At 61.7% G+C, this 17,546-nt stretch carries 13 protein-coding genes and 1 pseudogene; 8 read left to right on the top strand and 6 right to left on the bottom strand.

Annotated features, from left to right (window positions below; all coding sequences use genetic code 11):
* Positions 1-10: 10 nt before the first annotated feature.
* Genes VJS46_RS01585 through VJS46_RS01575 form a run of 3 tightly spaced genes read right to left on the bottom strand, consistent with a single transcriptional unit; the run spans position 11 to position 3,292 of the window.
* On the bottom strand, positions 11-1,477 hold the full coding sequence (locus VJS46_RS01585) for a GumC family protein (protein WP_324057590.1): 1,467 nt from the start codon (positions 1,475-1,477) through the stop codon (positions 11-13).
* Positions 1,474-2,685 carry a hypothetical protein gene (locus tag VJS46_RS01580; protein ID WP_324057589.1) on the bottom strand — a complete coding sequence of 404 codons (1,212 nt, stop codon included), beginning with the start codon at positions 2,683-2,685 and terminating at the stop codon, positions 1,474-1,476. The genes VJS46_RS01585 and VJS46_RS01580 overlap by 4 nt, the downstream gene beginning before the upstream one ends.
* Positions 2,666-3,292, bottom strand: a complete 627-nt coding sequence (locus VJS46_RS01575) for a polysaccharide biosynthesis/export family protein (protein ID WP_324057588.1) — start codon at positions 3,290-3,292, stop codon at positions 2,666-2,668. Before VJS46_RS01575 ends, VJS46_RS01580 begins: the two co-directional genes overlap by 20 nt.
* Before the next feature lie 305 nt (positions 3,293-3,597).
* Between VJS46_RS01575 and VJS46_RS01570 the strand changes: the two genes are divergently transcribed.
* The 4 genes from VJS46_RS01570 to VJS46_RS01555 all read left to right on the top strand — a co-directional run bounded on the left by VJS46_RS01570 (position 3,598) and on the right by VJS46_RS01555 (position 9,902).
* Positions 3,598-4,488, top strand: coding sequence for a WecB/TagA/CpsF family glycosyltransferase (locus VJS46_RS01570; RefSeq protein WP_324057587.1), 891 nt, complete (start codon positions 3,598-3,600; stop codon positions 4,486-4,488).
* Between the two features lie 86 nt (positions 4,489-4,574).
* On the top strand, positions 4,575-5,627 hold the full coding sequence (locus VJS46_RS01565; RefSeq protein ID WP_324057586.1) for a hypothetical protein: 1,053 nt from the start codon (positions 4,575-4,577) through the stop codon (positions 5,625-5,627).
* A 1-nt stretch (position 5,628) separates the two neighbouring features.
* Positions 5,629-8,328: an acyltransferase gene (locus tag VJS46_RS01560; protein ID WP_324057585.1), complete on the top strand. Its 2,700-nt coding sequence runs from the start codon at positions 5,629-5,631 to the stop codon at positions 8,326-8,328.
* The gene (locus VJS46_RS01555; protein WP_324057584.1) at positions 8,325-9,902 is read left to right on the top strand and encodes an O-antigen ligase family protein; all 1,578 of its coding nucleotides are present in this window, start codon (positions 8,325-8,327) and stop codon (positions 9,900-9,902) included. The genes VJS46_RS01560 and VJS46_RS01555 overlap by 4 nt, the downstream gene beginning before the upstream one ends.
* Here VJS46_RS01555 and VJS46_RS01550 read toward each other — a convergent pair.
* Both VJS46_RS01550 and VJS46_RS01545 read right to left on the bottom strand, forming a co-directional pair.
* Complete coding sequence (locus tag VJS46_RS01550) at positions 9,885-11,264, bottom strand: oligosaccharide flippase family protein (RefSeq protein WP_324057583.1); 1,380 nt, start codon at positions 11,262-11,264, stop codon at positions 9,885-9,887. The genes VJS46_RS01555 and VJS46_RS01550 overlap by 18 nt on opposite strands.
* On the bottom strand, positions 11,257-12,471 hold the full coding sequence (locus tag VJS46_RS01545) for a glycosyltransferase family 4 protein (protein WP_324057582.1): 1,215 nt from the start codon (positions 12,469-12,471) through the stop codon (positions 11,257-11,259). The genes VJS46_RS01550 and VJS46_RS01545 overlap by 8 nt, the downstream gene beginning before the upstream one ends.
* A gap of 148 nt (positions 12,472-12,619) precedes the next feature.
* On the opposite strand from VJS46_RS01545, the gene VJS46_RS01540 reads away from it, so the two are divergent.
* From VJS46_RS01540 to VJS46_RS01525, 4 genes are all read left to right on the top strand, one after another.
* Positions 12,620-13,441: a 2OG-Fe(II) oxygenase gene (locus VJS46_RS01540; RefSeq protein WP_324057581.1), complete on the top strand. Its 822-nt coding sequence runs from the start codon at positions 12,620-12,622 to the stop codon at positions 13,439-13,441.
* 159 nt (positions 13,442-13,600) lie between these two features.
* Entirely contained in the window at positions 13,601-14,977 is a 1,377-nt protein-coding gene (locus tag VJS46_RS01535; RefSeq protein ID WP_324057580.1) for a glycosyltransferase family 4 protein, read from the top strand.
* Positions 14,977-16,143 carry a dTDP-4-amino-4,6-dideoxygalactose transaminase gene (rffA, locus tag VJS46_RS01530; protein WP_324057579.1) on the top strand — a complete coding sequence of 389 codons (1,167 nt, stop codon included), beginning with the start codon at positions 14,977-14,979 and terminating at the stop codon, positions 16,141-16,143. Before VJS46_RS01535 ends, rffA begins: the two co-directional genes overlap by 1 nt.
* Before the next feature lie 7 nt (positions 16,144-16,150).
* On the top strand, positions 16,151-17,269 hold the full coding sequence (locus VJS46_RS01525; protein ID WP_324057578.1) for a glycosyltransferase: 1,119 nt from the start codon (positions 16,151-16,153) through the stop codon (positions 17,267-17,269).
* Between the two features lie 152 nt (positions 17,270-17,421).
* On the opposite strand, the pseudogene VJS46_RS01520 reads toward VJS46_RS01525, so the two are convergent.
* Positions 17,422-17,546, bottom strand: a pseudogene (locus tag VJS46_RS01520) (IS5/IS1182 family transposase); the annotation flags it as partial.

Here is a 17,546-nt window from a genome sequence, read left to right as displayed (position 1 = left end):
TGCTTTGCTCCTATATCTTGGCCCCGCCGGGCAGTAGTCTGCGCAGAAGTGCAATTATTCCCGCCGGCCCGTCGGCGCTCAGCATCGGCACGACTGCGAGGGGGCGGACGCCCGTAAGGCGCTGGATCGCTGCCTGCCCATTGATAAGCCCGCCGAGCATTTCGAGGATGAGGACCAGACCGGCGCCGAGCGCCAGACCACCGGCCAGCCCGAGCACGACAAGATGCTTGGGATTGGGACTGATAGGGCGCAAGGGCCAGTTGGCCGGGTCGACGATCGAGAAATGCTCTCCCTTGCCCTCCCGCTGAAGATTTGCGGCAACCTGGGCTTCGAGCTGCTTTTCCCGGATGTCCTGATATTGCTGCTTCAGATTATCATAATCGCGTTCCAGATTGTTGAGCTCATAAGCCGCCTGCGGCGCAAGCGCGCTGATGCGGTCGATCTCTCCCACCGTGGCAATCAGATGTGCCCGGCGCTGGCTGAGCGAGGTAACGCGGTTCCGTCCCGCAGCGATTTCGGAGGAAATGACGGCCACGCCCTGCGGCGCGGCATTCCGGCGGCGGCCAGCACGCTCGGCGGCGAGTGCTGCGCGTGCAGCCATCACGTCCGGGTGCTCGTCCGTGTAGACCGACGTAAGCTGAAGCAGCCTGTCTTCGGCCCGCCGGACCGACTCCGGCGTTGCGTTGGCCGTAGTCGTCAGTTCCGCGCCGCGCGCCGCCAATATGCTGTTCTGCTGCATGATGCCTTGGGCTTCGGCATCCATGCGGGAAATCTCCGCCCTCAAAGCAGAACTGGACTGGGCGCTCAATGCGACCTGATCTGGCAGAGCGCCGCTATAGCGGGCCTGAATCTCGCGCCGCTTCTGATCCAGCTCCACCAGTCGGTCCCGAAGCTCATTGCCACGCCGGGCAAGGAAATGAGCCGTGTCCGATGCCTGCTCGATGCGCTGCCGCTTATCCTCCCCAATGAACATGTGGGTCAGCCGGTCGGCGACGGCCTGAGCGGTGGCAGGGTCGCCATAAGTGAAGGAAAGGCTGAAGGCGATGGTGGTCCTGGCGCCCTGGCCCGCATTATTGGTGTCGCTGGCGCTCACCAGATTCACGCCGACCGCGCTGCGCATCCTGTTCTGCACCTCTTCGCTCGGCAGCGCCTCGCGCTCTTCGGGATAGAGGTTCAGGTCCTTGATCAGCCGGACGACATTGGCCCGGCTCAAAATCTGCTGGCGTATCTTCGCGATGCGCTCGTCAGCATAGGTATCAAAGGGCGAGGCCACCAGCGTGGTTGGCACTTCCTGCGACGCGATCAGGAGATTGGCGGTCGACTGATATTGCGGCTCGATGAACAAGGTCATTGCGCCTGCTGCGGCCGTGCCAAGCAGCGCAGGAGTGGTAATCCACCAGAAGCGCCTGTACAAAATAGCCAGCAGCTCACTTGGCGTGACAAAGCTGGTGGGCATGTCGCCAACTTCTTCGCTCATGGCCTCCTCCTCCAATCATAGCTTAGCCGCAAACCGACAAAGCCAGCCTTGACCCGTTCGCCGGTGAGCAGGTCCTGCCGCCGATATTCGGCAACGCCTGCAATGCGGAAGTTGCGCGCCGCATTCCATTCGACACGCGCTTCAGCGCGCATGGCATCAAGAGAGGACAAATCCGCCCCCTGCAGCCGCGCATGCTGATATTCGCCGATCGCAACAAGCGTCACTCGCTCGCTAACCCGGTGCGTGGCGGACAGCGACCCCGCCAGCCGCCGTTCGGACCCGCCAAATCCGCTTGGTTCGGAAGCGAGCGACGCATTGGCGCATAAGGTAAGCCTCTGTCCTTCATGGCAAAGGTCCACCCTGCCGGCAAAGCGCGTGCGCGCCCTTTCCCTTATGGGCGGAAGTCCAGGAAAGGTAAGGTTGTGGGCCTCGACACGTTCGGCGCCAGCTTCGGCGGTCAGTTGCCAATGCTCAGCAAGGCGCTGATCCAGGGTCACCAAGGCTGAGACGGTCTTGAACCGGGCCTCATGTTCAGGGGAATTGAATTCCACCTGCACGCGCCCGCCCAACCTGGTGTAGGGGCTCGTTCGCCGCCAGAGGGTCAGGCGTGGGGTGATGATGCTGGTATCCCGCAGGAAAGCGGTGGCCGAACCCGTATAGTCCGTCTTGACGTAAGTTACCTCCGGATAGATCTGGAGATGGCGGTTGGGCTGCCACTCAAGGCCGAACCGAGCGGTAACGTCTTCCCTCAATCCCTGGCCGCCCGATGCAGCATCGACGCCGGAGGTCAACTGGTCGGCCAATATGCCCCGGTCAAATCCTGCCGAGGCCAGAACGGAAAGCCGTTCGCTATGGCGATAGGTGCCGTCGGCAAGGGCATTGCCGATCAGGACATCCTTGTACCGCTTGCGGCTGTAGATGCGTTGGGTGAGGACCCCCGACAGCTCCAGCGAGGAGCCTCTATCAGAGGTGATGCGGACCGCCGGGCGGGCGGACGCCTCGCCGATAGCGGTGTCAAGGTTCGAACCCGCGATCAGGAAGGGATTGGACGAGAGGAAGACGCTGGCATCGACGGTCAGGCGCGGTTCCACCTCGGCCATGGCGGGGGAGGCATGGAATAGTGCGCCCACGAGCACCACCAGCCCTCCCCGCCGCCCGGCCCCCCGGTGCAAGCCCCCCAAGCTCCAATCAGGGAATGACGAGAACATCACCGCTCCTGAGCACTGGCAGCGGCGTCGCAAGCGTACCAGGATCAAGGCGCCGGCTTCCCTTCAGGACCCGAGCCAATTGGACACGTTCGATGACCTGGCCCTGCGGCGTCTTGCGCAGGATCACCGCGCCCTTCACGTCGGCAAATTCGGCAAGGCCGCCGGCAAGGCTGAGCGCCTGAAGGATGTTGATTTCCCCGCCTGCCGCATAGCTGCCGGGCGTTCGAACCTTGCCCACGACATAGAAGCGCATACCCGCCGCTTCGCGCACCGTGACGGTGACGTCGGGCGGACCGTTGCGATATTTGTCGGCAAGCTGGCGCTGGATTTCCATGCGGACATCTTGCGTCGTGAGTCCGGCGGCAATGATGGTTCCTGCCAACGGAAAGGCGAAGCTGCCGTCGGGCTGCACCCGGACCATGCGTTGCATCCGGTCCTCGCCCCAGACGAGCACTTCCAGCTCGTCACCCACATTGATGCGATATTCGCTTTCCGGCGCGCTTTGCACGGCGGCGGGCAGTGCCTGGGCAGACAGATGTCCCGGCAACGCGACTGCGCAGCATAAGGCGAGTTTCACCGAAAGGTCGAATTGGTTCAACTTGTTCATTGCCCATCCCCTAATAAGCAGGCGCTTAGTTTAGCTTCATCAGGGGGTTGCGGAGCAGTCGGAAAGGACAGGCCCAATTCTTGCGTGGTGATTTCTCCTACTCAACTTGGGTATCCCCGCCCCTCCTGACGCCAAGGCCAATTCCGGCAGTGCCGGAGAAGGCAAACCCACCCACGGAATTTTGATTGGTGCTTTGTCGAAATGATTTTGGCGGGGCGTCCGCTTAAGCTGAGGTACGAAACTTTCCTTCGGGCAAGAGCGGAGGGGCTCCAGCGAAGGCCATTTCTGAAAAGACGGAGGGCGTGGTGGCTACATCGGCTCCAGTTGCGGAGGGCCTTGTCCGAAGGGCGGACAGGCAATTGGCTGCGGCGACTCGATCGGCGGCGGCCTCTGCTTCAAGCAAAAATGCGGGCGGCACGGATTTCCTGGATATGGACTTCTCTCCGCTGGCGAAGTCGCAGGTCCTCAAGATCCTGGCTGAACGTCCGGCTGGCGCTCCCTTTGCCTATGTGGTGACGCCCAATGTCGACCATATTGTGCGTATCCAGAGGCTGAGGTCCGACCTCTGGCCGATGTACCGGTCCGCCTGGCTCAATCTGTGCGACAGCCGGATTCTGGCCCTCCTCGCCTCCTGGACCGGGCGCTCGCTTCTACCCATTCCGGGAAGCGACCTTACGGCAGATCTTCTGCAGCAGGTCGTTCGCCCGGATGACCGGATCGCCGTGGTGGGCGGCGATCCGGTCATGATCGAAAGCGTGCGGCAGAATTATGGCCTCAGGAACCTGGTCCACCACAATCCGCCCATGGGATTTGCGTCCGATCCGCTCGCTCTTGAGCAGGCCGCGCGGTTCGCCATCGACGCTCATGCGCGCTACACGTTTCTCGCGGTTGGTTCGCCCCAGCAGGAAATATTGGCCTATCGCATTGCCCGGTCTGGCGAGGCCACGGGCATTGCGCTTTGCATCGGCGCCAGCCTTCAGTTCCTGAGCGGCGATCAGCAGCGCGCGCCCCGCTGGCTTCAGCAGCTTGCCCTGGAATGGCTGTTCCGCCTGCTGTCCAATCCGCAGCGGCTGTGGCGCCGCTATCTGGTGGACGGGCCGCTGATCCTGCCGATCTTCAACGCCTGGCGCGAAAAGAGCGACCGCCGGCGGGAGCCCCGGCACCTTTGCCCCTATCATGCGCGGTACAAGCGGTGAGGGACGCAAGGGGGCGAAGTTACAGAGGCATCATGCTGGTGGCGGTCATGATGATCACGCTGGCAATAGCGGGGAGTTCCCATCCCATGCGCGCAGAAGTCCTTGCATCTGCCGAGACCTTGAAAGCCAGCCGCGCCCTGCCCGCCTTTTCCAGGCCGCCAAAGCGCCTCTTCATTTCCGGCCACAGCCTGACCGACGCGCCTTTTCCGCAGCAGCTTGCGGCCATAGCGGAAAGCCTCGGCCATTCTCTCCACTGGAACGTGCAGAATCAGTTTGGCTCAACGCTGAAGGAACGGGTCGAAAACCACCGGCTGGGCATGGACCGCGATGGGGCGCCGGTAGATATGGCCCGCGCAGTCAGGCAGCCACAACCCTATGACACATGGCTGGTAACGGAGCAGCATACGCTGCTCGACAACCTGGTCTGGAACGACACCGCCGCGCATCTGCGCAGCTTTCATAGGCGGGCGGTTGAAGCAAATCCTTCCGCGCAAACCTTTCTCTATCAGTCCTGGCTGGGCGTGATGGATCGGAACGATCCGGGCCGCTGGATATCCTATGAGCGGGCCGCATCCCCCGTCTGGGCATGTCTTGCCGAGGGGGTCAACCATTCGCTTGCCGACGAGGGCTATCCGGGCCGTATCCTTCCGCTCCCCGCCGGGCTGGCGCTTGCAGAGCTTGTGGATCGGGCGACCACCGACGGGGGCCTCAAGCCTTTGAGTGGAGCCAACTCCCAGGCGACCATGGAACGTCTGTTCCGCGACGATGTGCATCTGACCCCGGCTGGCAGCTATTATGTGGCCCTGGTGAGCTACGCTTTCCTCTATCGCAGTCCACCCCTGCAGGCATGGTTCCCCCCCGAAATGGCGCCAGACACCGCCGCGGTCCTCCAGCAGCAAGCATGGGGGTTTACAAAGCGATACTTGCAAAATTACCGTGCTCCCGACCCTGAGAGCTGCAGCCGCTATGTCAGCGAAACCTTCGTTCCCATCTACCTCAATTATCTGCGGGACCTGGGATTGAGTCAGGACGGGTCGCTTTGGACCTGGGTGCGATGGGCCCGTTTCCGGGCGCAGTGGCCGCGCCTGTTCCGGCAAAAGGGACAGGCCAATCCGCTCCTTCGCGCGGGAGAGTCGTAAGGTGCGGGGTGCAACCTCCCCGGACGACATGCCGACGGTAGAAAGCCCGCGCGCGATCGGCCAATTGACCTCGCTGCGCTTTTTCGCGGCACTCGCAGTCCTTCTGTCGCATCTGGCGTTTCTTGGCGAAAGTCAGAACAGGACGGTCAAGGCGCTTTATGACGGCCTGTTCCACGAAGGCTATGTCGGAGTGTCCTTCTTCTACATTCTGTCGGGCTTCATCATTTCGCACGCTTATGGCGACAGGATATATGAGCGGCAGATCAGCGCGCGCGCCTATTTCGCCTATCGGATGGTGCGCATCCTGCCCCTCCATTGGCTTGTCGCCCTGCCCTTTCTCGTCTGGCTGCTCGTCATCAAAAATGATGCGCCGCCCTGGCCGGCCGTTCTGCTGAACCTGTCGCTGCTGCAAGCCTTTGTGCCGGAGCCAAGCGTTCACTATTCACTGAATGCGCCGAGCTGGAGCCTTTCCTGCGAGATTTTCTTCTATCTGATGTTTCCGCTCCTGGTGGTGCTCCGCACGCGCATATTGGCCGTGCTGGCAGTGTCGGGCATAGCCATTGTGGGCGCAGCCGCAGCCTTTTGGGTGGCGAAGGGCAACCAACCGTCGGCCATGGCGGAATGGTTCTTCTACCTTAATCCGCCTACCCGGCTCATCGATTTCATGGTGGGGATGCTGATTTACCGGGCGGCAAGAGCCGGGACGTTCCCGCGCTTTTCGGGCACTTTCATGGAAGTGGCCCTTGCCCTGCTGATCCCGTCCTTGATGATCCTTTTGCATCAGGCCGATCTGCCGATGCCCTTCCGCTGGCAGCTCGCCTATCTTCCCGCCATGGCCGCTCTCGTGCTGGTGTTCGCTCAAGGCGGGGGCGCCGTATCGCGGGCATTGCAGCGGCGCTGGCTTGTAATACTCGGCGAAGCGTCCTTCGCGCTCTATCTGACGCACAGGCCAGTCATCACCTTCGCAAAGCAGCTTGGCGACCGCTTGCTGCCGGGAGAATGGCCCGTCAGTTGGGAGGTCGCGCTCGCGCTGTTGCTATCGACGGGCTGCATCATCCTGTCGGTGCTCGTCTTCTTTTGGGTGGACCAGCCCATCCAGCGCCGGCTGCGCGGACTGGTGCACAGCCTGACGCAACAGCCGGGGCCCAGGATCGCCCGAGCCCGTCCGAAAGCGCGGGCGGTGGCGATGGTCCTTCCGGTGCTTGTGACGACAGGAACGCTGATCCTTGCCGCGGCGCCACAGCCATCGTCGCTTTCCGCTTCAGTCACACCCCCCGGCGCGGTTCCCCCCACGCGCGTCGGCGTAAACCTGTTCGGACCGGAGACCTTCAACCGGCAGCAGGTTTTCGCCAATCTGATCGCGCAGAGCGAATGGTTCACGGCGGAGGGAGATGGCTGGAGCCGGATGGACGACGGCCAGCTCGACGCCAATGGCTGGATCAAATATCTGAAGCCCGGCCAAGCCGCGCCGCGCCCGTTGATCCTGCCGCCCTCGCCCTTCCATCGCATCGCCGTGCGCTGCAATTTCCTTGGCAAGGGAGAAATTTCCGTCGGCGGGATCGCGGAGGAAACGGACAGGGGAACCCAGTTTGTCGAGTTCGACCTGGTCTCCCAGGGCAGAGAGGATGAGGGCGCCTGGATCCAGCTTGACCGTACCGATCCCGCCGATCCGCTGCGCAATATCGACTGCCGCGAAAAGGACCGTCCGGCGACGCAACTCTACCATCCCGAATTCATCGGCTTCCTGCAGGGCTTTTCGGTGATCCGCTTTCTCGACTGGCAACAAACCAATGGCAATCGCGGGGGCGACTGGTCGCGGCGAACCGGCGCCACGGACTCCTCGCAGATCGCCAAGGAAGGCGTCGCGATAGAGAACATGATCGCCCTTGCCAACGAGGCGCGGGTCGATCCCTGGTTCCTGATGCCCTACAATGCCGATAACAGCTATATCGAGAATTTCGCCCGTCTGGTGCACGACAGGATCGCGCCCGAGCGCACCGTCTATGTCGAGCTGGGCAATGAAGTCTGGAATGACATGTTCGAGGCGGCGGAGCAGGCGCGGGAGGAAGGACTGAAGTTCCGGCTCGACCCGGACGGCGACCCGACCAAGGCGCAGATGCGCCGCTATGCGCAGAAATCACGCAATGCGCTTCAGATATGGACCCGCATATTCGCGGACCGGCCAGGGAAGCTGGTGCGGGTGGTATCCAGTCTGAACGTCTACCCTGATCTGGCGAAGATGATCCTCGAATATGAGGACACAGCGCGTTATGTCGATGCGCTGGCGACCGCCCCTTATATCCATCTCGATCTTGATGGCCGCGATGCAGATGATGTGGACTGGGTCTTTTCCAGGCTCGGCGCGGCGGTCGACGAGACGATCGGCTGGGCGGCCCAGAACAGGGCGATCGCGGCAAGCTATGGCAAGCGGTTCATCACCTATGAGGGCGGCCAGCACCTTGTCACCACGAACATGGAACTTGCCTATCGCGTCCAGCGCGACCCAAGGATGGCTGCCGTCTATGACCGCTACCTGACGGGCTGGAAGTCCCGTGTTGGCGATCTCCTGATGCTTTATGCGTCAACAACCCCCATCAGCGAATATGGCTCCTGGGGCCTCAGGGAATATGCCGGGCAGCCATTGGCGCAAGCGCCCAAGGAACGGGCAGTGCGGCAGTTCCTGAAGGAGCTTGGCCAATGACGCAGGGCGTGGCATCCGCCATGTTGACGGTCCTGGCGCTGCTGGCGGCGCTTCTTTCCTATGCCTTCATTAAAACGGCGCTTTTCCTGGCCCTCCTTTCAGCAATGGCCTTCGCCATCTTCTACTATTGCCTGAGCCCCGTCATGAAGCGGACGCTGGGATACCGCCCGATCATCGTGGCGCTTGCCATGCCGCTGGCCGCCTGGGGGGTGCCCAATATCTGGGCCCTTTATGCCATCATGCTGGGGATGGTACCTCTTTTTGCGCGAAGGGCGGCAGAGGTTGCGCCCTTGTACCTGTTCAGCCTGCTGCTGCTTCCGGGGCTCGACACATCCATGATGCTGGGCGGCGTAAAGCTGTTCGAGTTCGGAGTGCATGACGCGCTGACGGTTGGCGCCTTGCTGAGGCTATTGCTTTTCACGGACGGAAAAGTGGAGGGCTTCCGGCCGCTCGACATTCCGGTGCTGCTGGTGCTGTTGCTGTTGGTGACCGGTCTTGCGCGGGACACGACGGTCACGAATTTCGTCCGCGTGCTGATCAACATTGGGCTCGACTATGCCGTCCCCTATTTCGTGATCAGCCGCAGCGTGAGGACGATGGATGATGTCCGGCTGTGCATGGTCTGGCTCGCCTGCGCGGCCGTCATCATCTCTGTGATATTGCTTTACGAGGTGAGAACCGGCTGGCCCATGTACAACAGCCTGTACGACAGGCATGGCATCATGACGCTGCTGCTGGTGAAGATGCGGGGCGGTGTATTGCGCGCTGGGGGGCCGTTCCTGGAGTCGACGTCCATGGCCATGGTGCTGGTTTTCTGCTTCCTGGCTGCGTGGCTGTCCCGGCCGGCCTTCCGGTCAAAGCTGCATTATCTGGCAATATTGTTGCTGCTGCTTGCCGGTCTGTCGGCTCCCCAGTCTCGGGGGGCTTGGATTGGACTGCTGATCGCCTTCCTGGTGGCGGACCTTTATCGCGGCCGCATCTACCTTCTGTTTCGGCGCTGCGTTCTTGTGGCTTTGGCGGGGGGGATTTTGCTCACGCTGGCTCACAATAGTTCTTATATATCCGAGACTATGGGCCTGAGCGGCGGGTCCATGGACACGGTCGATTATCGCGAAAGACTCTTTGAACGGGGCATGGAAGAGTTCAAGGAAAGCCCGATCGTCGGCTATTCCTTGCCGGAGGCGATGATCAGGCTGGATGACCTTCGTCAGGGCGAGGGCATTGTCGACTTTGTGAACACCTATATCTTCATCGCCCTTATTTCAGGGGTGATCGGCCTCATCATTTTCACCGGCGGCTTTGCAATCTTCATTGGCCTTTTGTGGATGCGCCTGCCTCTGCTGAGGCGCTCTCCGGCCGATCTGGCGCCCGCTGCTCTGATCTGCGGCGGGCTCGCCAGCATGATGGAGATGCTGTTCTTCACTTCTTTTGGCGGCCGGCCGGCCGTGTTTCTGTTCCTTTTCTTCGGATTTTCCGCTGCGATCTACGGCATGCGCGGCGCCAGTCGGCCGATGCCGGCCAAGTTGAGCGCAGCTGTTCCCGTGACCGCAAGACCGTCACAGATAGGGCAATAAAGCTGCCTCGAGGGCGAGTCCCAGAAGAATGCCTGCGCCCCCAACAGCCAGATAGGCAAGCTCTTCTGTCACCCGGAGCAGGTCAGCGCGCCAAAGCTGCCACCAGCTATAGAATAATGCAGGTGCTTCCATGCTCCCCACCGCAGCAACCAGCCCGATGGGACCGAAGACCAGGAGGGCGGCGGGTCCGGCAAGTCCCAGCCACAACAGTTTTGCGATATTGGCATGAAATGTCACATGCACTCGCCCCGAGGCCGTCAAGGCCTCATTCGCACTGCCGCTGCTGAGGGCCAGCAGGGGAGAGATGGCAAGCAGTTGCAGGAAGGTAGCGGCGTCCGCGTAGCGGTCGTCGTACAGAATGGCGATGACGAGTTGAGCCGTTCCGGCAAGGCCGCCCGCCGCCAGCATATAGAGACAGGAGATGCGCCGCCTGCTGCCGTAAAATACTGACTGGAGTTCCCCCGGATTCTCGCGCCAGGCGCGAGCGAGATTAGGATAGAGAACACGGCTGCTATAGGCCGTGGTAAAGGCGAGCGGCGCCAACGCCAGATTGGTTGCCAGCATATAATAGCCGAGCATGTCGAGCGTGAAGAGCCGCGCCAATATGATCTTGTCGCATTGGGTGAGCAACATGCTGATGATGCTGGACCCGATCACGAAGCGCGCGAAGTTCCAGAGCTCCAGGGCGTAGCGCGTGTCAAAGCGGAAGCGGCGGCGCGCATCGTTGAAACAAAGATAGCTGAGGACCGATTTGGCGAGGCCGCCGATCAGCGGGGCAATCACGATCGCCCAATAGCTTTGCCATGCAAAGGCAAGCACCACCGCCACCGCGAGCTGAACGATCGCCGCCAATGTCTCGACCGTACTCAGCCGGAGGAGGAGCCGTTCGCGCAAGGCGGTAATAACCGTCAGCGCCGAGCAACCATCGATCAGGAACATGAGCGCAGAGACGGCAATGGCAGGGCCTATCTCAGGCTTACCGGCTGCGAGCGCGAGGGGTTCGGCAAGCGCCATCATCAGCAAGGTCAGCACTACCGACCGTCCAAGACGGATCGTCCATACGACGTCGCGAAATTCCTGCCTGTCTCCGTCGGCATGGCGCACCACAAAGGCCTGAAAGCCCAGATCGGACATCATCGCCATGATAAAGGCGATGATCCCGATGATCCCCGCGATGCCAAAGGCCTCGGGAACGAGAAGCCGGGTCAGCAGGACCGTGCTGACGGCGCGGAGCAGGTTCGCTATGACCACCGTGGCGATGACCACATTGGTGTCCCGCTTCGCAAAGGCGAGCGCCTGTTCCAGCAGCCCGCCGATACGCCTCGAACCTTCGACCGGCCCTAATGCCCGCGCGTCAGTCACGCCGGCAGCGCCTAGACAGTATCTCTTCGTAGAAATGCAAGGTGCGCGCGCCCACGCTTTCTATAGAATAGGCCCGGCGGCACTGGTTCCAGGCGGCAGCGCCAGCCCTGCTCGCGGCAGCGGGATTGGCAAGAAGCCAACAGATGCGGTCCGCCATCAGTTCGGGACGGCCAAGGGGCGTGCGCCAGCCGGTTTGGCCATGAACGACAAGGTCGGCGCTGCCAGGCCAGTCGGTCGAGATGAGCGGGCTGCCCACGGCCATTGCCTCGATGGCGGCATAGGGGAAATTCTCCCACCGGGACGCAACGATCGTGACATTGGCTCTGCGGCGAAGAATGGCGATCTCCTCGGGTGTCTGGACACCGAGATAGCTGATGCCCGCCCGCGCTTCGGGGCTTAGATATTCGGAAGCATAGGCATTCCAACCGAGAGTGCGCCCGTCGTCCAGCGTCAGCCCATAATCCGGGCCTGCCATCACCAGCCGCGCCGCCGGTCGTTTTTCGACGAGACGCTGGAAAGCCGCCAATACCATGTCGGCTCCTTTCAGACGGTCAAAACGGCCGACAAAGAGAATGAGGTCTTTCTCGCACTCTTGCACCTGCCAGCGTTTTCCCGCATCGGCGACAGCCACGGGGTTTGGAATCACCTCTCCCCGGAAGGCGGGGCGGCCATAGAGCGAGCAAGCGGCGTCCATGACGCTTTGCGATGGCGCTGTAAGCGCGGCCGCTCCCCTGATGGCGCGGCCTTCTGCTGATATGCGATGGCGGGACCGCCGGGCTTCTGCCGCGGGCGTGGGGAATTTCGGCATCAACGCATGGGGGCCGTGCAGCCGTGTCACCACTGGTATATCGAGCCGCCGCTGCGCCGCGCGGGACCAGCCGAAGCTTTCCTCCATCTCTATAAGGTCGATGGGTGCCATATTGCAGGCCCGGTTGAACTGAGCGGCGATCGCGCTTGCCGACCCAGGCCGATGACCCAAGTGACTGTCGATCCTGGCCCGGATCCGGGCCATGTACCGGGCATAGCGACCCCTTTCCGCATCGAAGTCACGAACACTGCCGTCGCTGGCAAAAAGCTTGCCTTGCGAGAGGATCGACACCTTGTGCCCCTGCGAAAGCAGATAGCTTCGCATCGCCGATACATAGGTGACAACGCCATTGGCAGCGCCCGCGGGCGGCCAGGTGGGAGACAGATAGGCGACATGCATGCAGGCGTCCTCAGCAAAAATCGGCCAATTTGAGCAAGATTATCGTTTCCGCTCCCAGTGCTGTCGATCAGGGAAAATGGGAGGGTATTTCATCGCCTTGACCGCCAAGCCTGCAAAGGCGCTTAATCGCCCGCGGGAGGCAGCTCGCATGGCTTTTCTGAACCTGAGCAATAGCGGCGGATATTTGAGCCTGGATGAGGCGCAATGCCGGGAGGCGGGCAGGAGCTGCGCCGAGCGCTACCGCAATGCAGATCCTTTTCCGCATATCGTGATCAACGATTTCCTGGACGCAGGACTGCTGCGGCAGATCATCCGCGACTTTCCAGAGAGCGCGGGCAAATTCCATTTCATGCGCGATCAGGAACGGCTCAAATATCAGTTCCATCCCCAGGAATGCACGGGGCTTGCCGTGCGGAACCTGTTTGCGGAACTGAATTCGCAAGCCTTTCTGACATTCCTTACGGAGATGACAGGCATAGGGGGGCTGATCGCCGATCCCTATTTCAGCGGCGCGGGCCTGCATGAGACCAAGCGCGGCGGGCATTTAAGCATTCATGCCGATTTCAACCGCCACCACGTCATGAATGTCGAACGGCGCTTGAACCTTCTTATCTACCTTAATGAGGATTGGGAGGAATCCTATGGCGGCGCGCTTGAACTGTGGGACAGGGACATGGCGGCTTGCCGGCAAAAGGTGCTGCCGGCGCTCGGCCGCGCCGTCATCTTCACGACGGATCTCAACAGCTATCACGGCCATCCTGATCCGCTGACCTGTCCGGAGGACCGTTCGCGGCGTTCCATCGCCACCTATTATTATGCGGTGCCCGATGGGGCGTGGAAAGCGCCCGACCGCACGACAAATTTCCGTCCACGCCCCAACAGCGCGGACAAGCGGGATTGGGAAGTGATGCTTGACCATCTGCTGCGGGAATGGGCCCCGCCGGTACTGCAGCGGCGACTGCGGCTGTAGCAGCCCCTCGGAAGGCAACGCTCCTGCCCTGACCCGGAATGCCGCAGGGCTCTCTTACCAGCGGGATTCAACCAATATCGGGGGCAGCTTCCGCTTTGATATTCTTGCCCTTGTAAGATCCGATCCCCCGGAAATCCGGGGCAAATGGGAGGCCCATCCATGTGGAGCGATTCCGCCGTTGCGGCCCGGCAGCAATCTTCGGCCCAAGGGAGCGGGACGGCGGCCAGGACCGAGCCGGAACGGAGAAAAAGGCCGCTGCGCGTGCTGATGGTGGCGGAGAATATCTCGCTTCGCCAAAGCGGCGAGACCAGCGTGCCTTTCTATTATCTGGAGCATTTCGTCCGGCGGGGACTTGAGGTGCAGGCGATCTGCCATGCGCGTGTGCGCGAGCAGCTGAAGGAGGACATGGCCCCCGAGCTGTTCCAGCGCGTCCATTTCATTGAGGATGGCTGGCTGCAGAAGCTGATTTTCGCGGCAGGGAAATATGTCCCGTACCGGATCGAGGATCTTGTCTTCAATCAGGCGATCCATGTGCTGACGCAGATGCGGCTTCGGAAAGTCGCGCGGCGCGTGATCGACGAGCATGAGAGCGATGTTGTTTTCGAGCCGGTGCCGATCTCGCCCAAGGCGCTGAGCTTCATGTACGGTTTTCCCGTGCCCGTGGTGATCGGCCCCATGTGCGGCGGCCTGGAGTTGCCGCCGGCCTTTAGGCATATGGACGGCGCTATGGTCGGTTGGACGATCAGCGCCGTGCGCAAGCTGGCGGTGATGCTGCACCGCTTCATTCCGGGAAAGCTCCGTGCCGACGCGCTCGTCGTGGGCAATCAGCGGACCGCGCGGGCCCTACCGCCGGGCGTGCGGGGGCAGATTCATGAAGTGGTCGAAAGCGGCGTCGACATCGAGCGTTGGGACCCCAAGGATTATGACCAGCCATGCGCCGACCCGCAGGTCACCCGTTTCCTTTTTTGCGGCCGCCTGGTCGACTGGAAGGGCGCCGAATATATCGTCAAGGCATTCGCGCCGCTGGCGCGGGAGGGTGGCGTTCAGCTTGACCTGATCGGCGATGGCGAACTGTTCGAGACCATCCGCCTGCTGGTGGAATCCGAAGGCATTGGAGAAAGCGTCAGACTGCACGGGCGTGTGCCGCTGGAAAGCTATATCAGCCTGCTGCGCAAGGCGGATGTCTATGTGATGCCCTCGCTCCGGGAATGCGGCGGCCTGGCCTTGCTGGAGGCGATGGCGATAGGGTTGCCGATCGTCGCCACCAACTGGATGGGGCCCGGCGAATATCTGGACGATAGCTGCGCTTTCCTGATCGCCCCCTGTTCGGAAGAGTTCATGGTGAACGGCTTTACGGAGGCCATGCGCCTGATGGCCGCCTCCCCCGCGCTGCGCCGCTCGCTTGGGGAGGGTGCAAGGCGGCGAGTGCTGGAGGGCTATTTCGGCTGGGACAGCAAAGCCCGGCGGATCATCGAGATCCTCGAACAAGTGGTGAGCGAGCGCCAGGGCGTCTCCAGCATGGAAAGGGCCTTGTGATGGCGTCCATCCTCAATCCATACACCCCGCCAGTCCGGGCCAATCATATCGCCTTCAACGAACCCAATATCTCCGGCGGCGAACAGGGCCATATCGCGGCCGCCATCCATAGCAGGAAGCTGGCGGGCGACGGCCCGTATACCAAGCGCTGCCAGCGATTTTTCGAGGAATGCTATGGCTATGGCAAGGTGCTGCTGACGACATCCTGTACCGATGCGCTGGAGATGAGCGGCATCCTTGCCGACATCCGGCCGGGTGATGAGGTGATCGTGCCCGCCTATACTTTCGTTTCTTCGGCCAATGCCTTTGCCCTGCGGGGGGCGAAGCTGGTGTTCGCCGACAGCCAGCCCGACAATCCCAATATCGACCCGGAACAGGTGGAAGCGCTGATCGGTCCCCGCACCCGCGCAATCGTGGCCGTGCACTATGCCGGCATATTATGCGAAATGGATCGGCTGCGGGACATCGCGGCACATGCGGGCGCGATGCTGATCGAGGATGCGGCACAGGCGCTTGACGCCACCTACAGGGGCCGGCCAGCAGGCAGCTTCGGCACCTTTGCCGCTTTCTCCTTTCATGAGACGAAGAACATCAATTGCGGCGAAGGCGGGATGATCGTCGTCAACGATGCAGAATATGCACATCGGGCAGAGATCATCCGGGAGAAGGGAACCAATCGTTCAGCCTTCATCCGTGGTGAGATCGACCGCTATGGCTGGGTGGACATCGGGTCATCCTTCCTGCCTTCCGAGCTTAACGCCGCCTTCCTGTGGGCGCAGCTTGAGACGGTGAAGGATGTGCAGGCGCGGCGGCGTGCGATCTTCCGCCGCTATATGGCCTGGCTGCGCAGCTCGATGGAGGAACGGGACATAGCCGTACCGGATGTCCCTGCGGAATGTTGCGGCAATGGCCATGCCTTCTACCTCGTGTGCCGTAGCGCCGAGCACCGATCGGACCTCATCGAGGCACTGAAAGGCCGCGGCATACAGACCGCTACCCATTATGCCGGCCTGCATCGCAGCCAGTTCTTCCATAGCCGCCATGACGGCAGGATGCTGCCCAACAGCGACCGCTTCACGGCCTGCCTGCTTCGCCTGCCACTGCATTCCAACCTGACGGATGGGGACGTGGACCACGTCGCCGAAGCCGTCATCGACTGCGCCTGAGGCCGCCATGAGTGCAGGAAAGCGGACCGATGTGGTGGTCTATGTCAGGGCCCTCTATAATGGCGGGACGGATCAGGTGATGCTGAACCTGGTGGAGGAGTTCCTGGCCGGGGGACGCAGCGTCGCGCTGGCGGTCGATTTCGACAATGTCTATTCGCCCTATCGCAGCCGGTTCCCGGAGCAGGTGCGCTATGTAGTGCTTGGCGCGCACAGCCCCTGGGCGCGGCTCACCAAGCTTTATCATTTCCTGAAGCAGGAGCAGCCGAAGTCGCTTCTTTGCGCAGGTTTCTTTCCCAATATCTTCGCGATCATCGCGCGGCGCCTCTCCGGCGTCGATATGCGCGTGGTGGTGACGGAGCATAATACGCCAACAATCAACCGGCAGCTCGCCTCCCCATGGCAGGCGCGGCGATGGTTCCTGCTGTTCGCGCGGCTTTTCTATCCCCAGGCCGATGCCGTCGTCGCAGTGTCCAATGGCACTGCCGGGGACCTTGCCGACGCGATCGGGATCGAACGGGTACGGGTGCGGTGCATCTACAATCCGATCGTGAATGGCGGGCTTTTCGAACAGTCGCAGCAGACGGTGGACGATCCCTGGTTTACCGATAGCAACGTGCCGGTGATCCTCGGCCTTGGACGGCTGGAGCCAGAAAAGAATTTCGCGCTCCTGCTGCGCGCTTTTGCACTGGTGCGGGAGGAGATGGCCTGCCGGCTGGTGATTTTCGGCGATGGGTCGGAGCGGGAGATGCTGGAGGAGCTGGTGGCGACGCTGGAGCTTTCCGATTGCGTCCAGCTTCGTCATTTCGTGCCGAACCCGCATGCCTATACGGCAAAGGCCGCGCTGCTGGCTGCTTCCTCCATCTGCGAAGGCCTATCCAATGTGCTGGTGGAGGCGATTGCGTTGGGAACGCCGGTGGTTTCGACCGATTGTCCCTTCGGCCCGACCGAAGTGCTGAATGCAGGCGAATATGGCAGGCTGGTTCCGGTCGGCGACGCCCGGCGGCTGGCGGACGCGATGCTGGCGAGCCTGCGCCAGCGGCCCGAGCCTGTGCCCAAATCCTGGCTGGAGCAGTTCACTACCAAGCGGTCGGCGGAGCGGTATCTGGAGTTGCTGATCCCGGGATGATCAGTGTGGATTCAACAAAAAAACCGTCATCCCCGGGAAAGCGGGGATCCAACGTCTCCCATTCAGACCTAAGGCCAAGCGGATGGATGGCTTTCCGCCTTCACGAATGACGAATAATAAGGCACGTCCGACACTTTAGGTGCTGTCTGCATTCAGCGTAGCCAGATCATGGCGCAGGCGAGATGGACGAAGCCCATGAAGGCGGTGAGAGTTTTTTCGCACCGCAGGGCGATGCGTCGGAAGCGTTTGAGTTTGTTGAAGAAGCATTCGACTTGAT

This window comes from Rhizorhapis sp. (assembly GCF_035276005.1).
Lineage (GTDB): Bacteria > Pseudomonadota > Alphaproteobacteria > Sphingomonadales > Sphingomonadaceae > Rhizorhapis.
This window is presented reverse-complemented; position numbering and strand designations above follow the sequence as displayed.

Coding starts and splice junctions, on each gene's coding strand:
- VJS46_RS01585 (WP_324057590.1), bottom strand. CDS start 1,477: ATGAGCGAAGAAGTTGGCGACATGCCCACCAGCTTTGTCACGCCAAGT.
- VJS46_RS01580 (WP_324057589.1), bottom strand. CDS start 2,685: ATGTTCTCGTCATTCCCTGATTGGAGCTTGGGGGGCTTGCACCGGGGG.
- VJS46_RS01575 (WP_324057588.1), bottom strand. CDS start 3,292: ATGAACAAGTTGAACCAATTCGACCTTTCGGTGAAACTCGCCTTATGC.
- VJS46_RS01565 (WP_324057586.1), top strand. CDS start 4,575: ATGCGCGCAGAAGTCCTTGCATCTGCCGAGACCTTGAAAGCCAGCCGC.
- VJS46_RS01555 (WP_324057584.1), top strand. CDS start 8,325: ATGACGCAGGGCGTGGCATCCGCCATGTTGACGGTCCTGGCGCTGCTG.
- VJS46_RS01545 (WP_324057582.1), bottom strand. CDS start 12,471: ATGCATGTCGCCTATCTGTCTCCCACCTGGCCGCCCGCGGGCGCTGCC.
- VJS46_RS01540 (WP_324057581.1), top strand. CDS start 12,620: ATGGCTTTTCTGAACCTGAGCAATAGCGGCGGATATTTGAGCCTGGAT.
- VJS46_RS01535 (WP_324057580.1), top strand. CDS start 13,601: ATGTGGAGCGATTCCGCCGTTGCGGCCCGGCAGCAATCTTCGGCCCAA.
- rffA (WP_324057579.1), top strand. CDS start 14,977: ATGGCGTCCATCCTCAATCCATACACCCCGCCAGTCCGGGCCAATCAT.
- VJS46_RS01525 (WP_324057578.1), top strand. CDS start 16,151: ATGAGTGCAGGAAAGCGGACCGATGTGGTGGTCTATGTCAGGGCCCTC.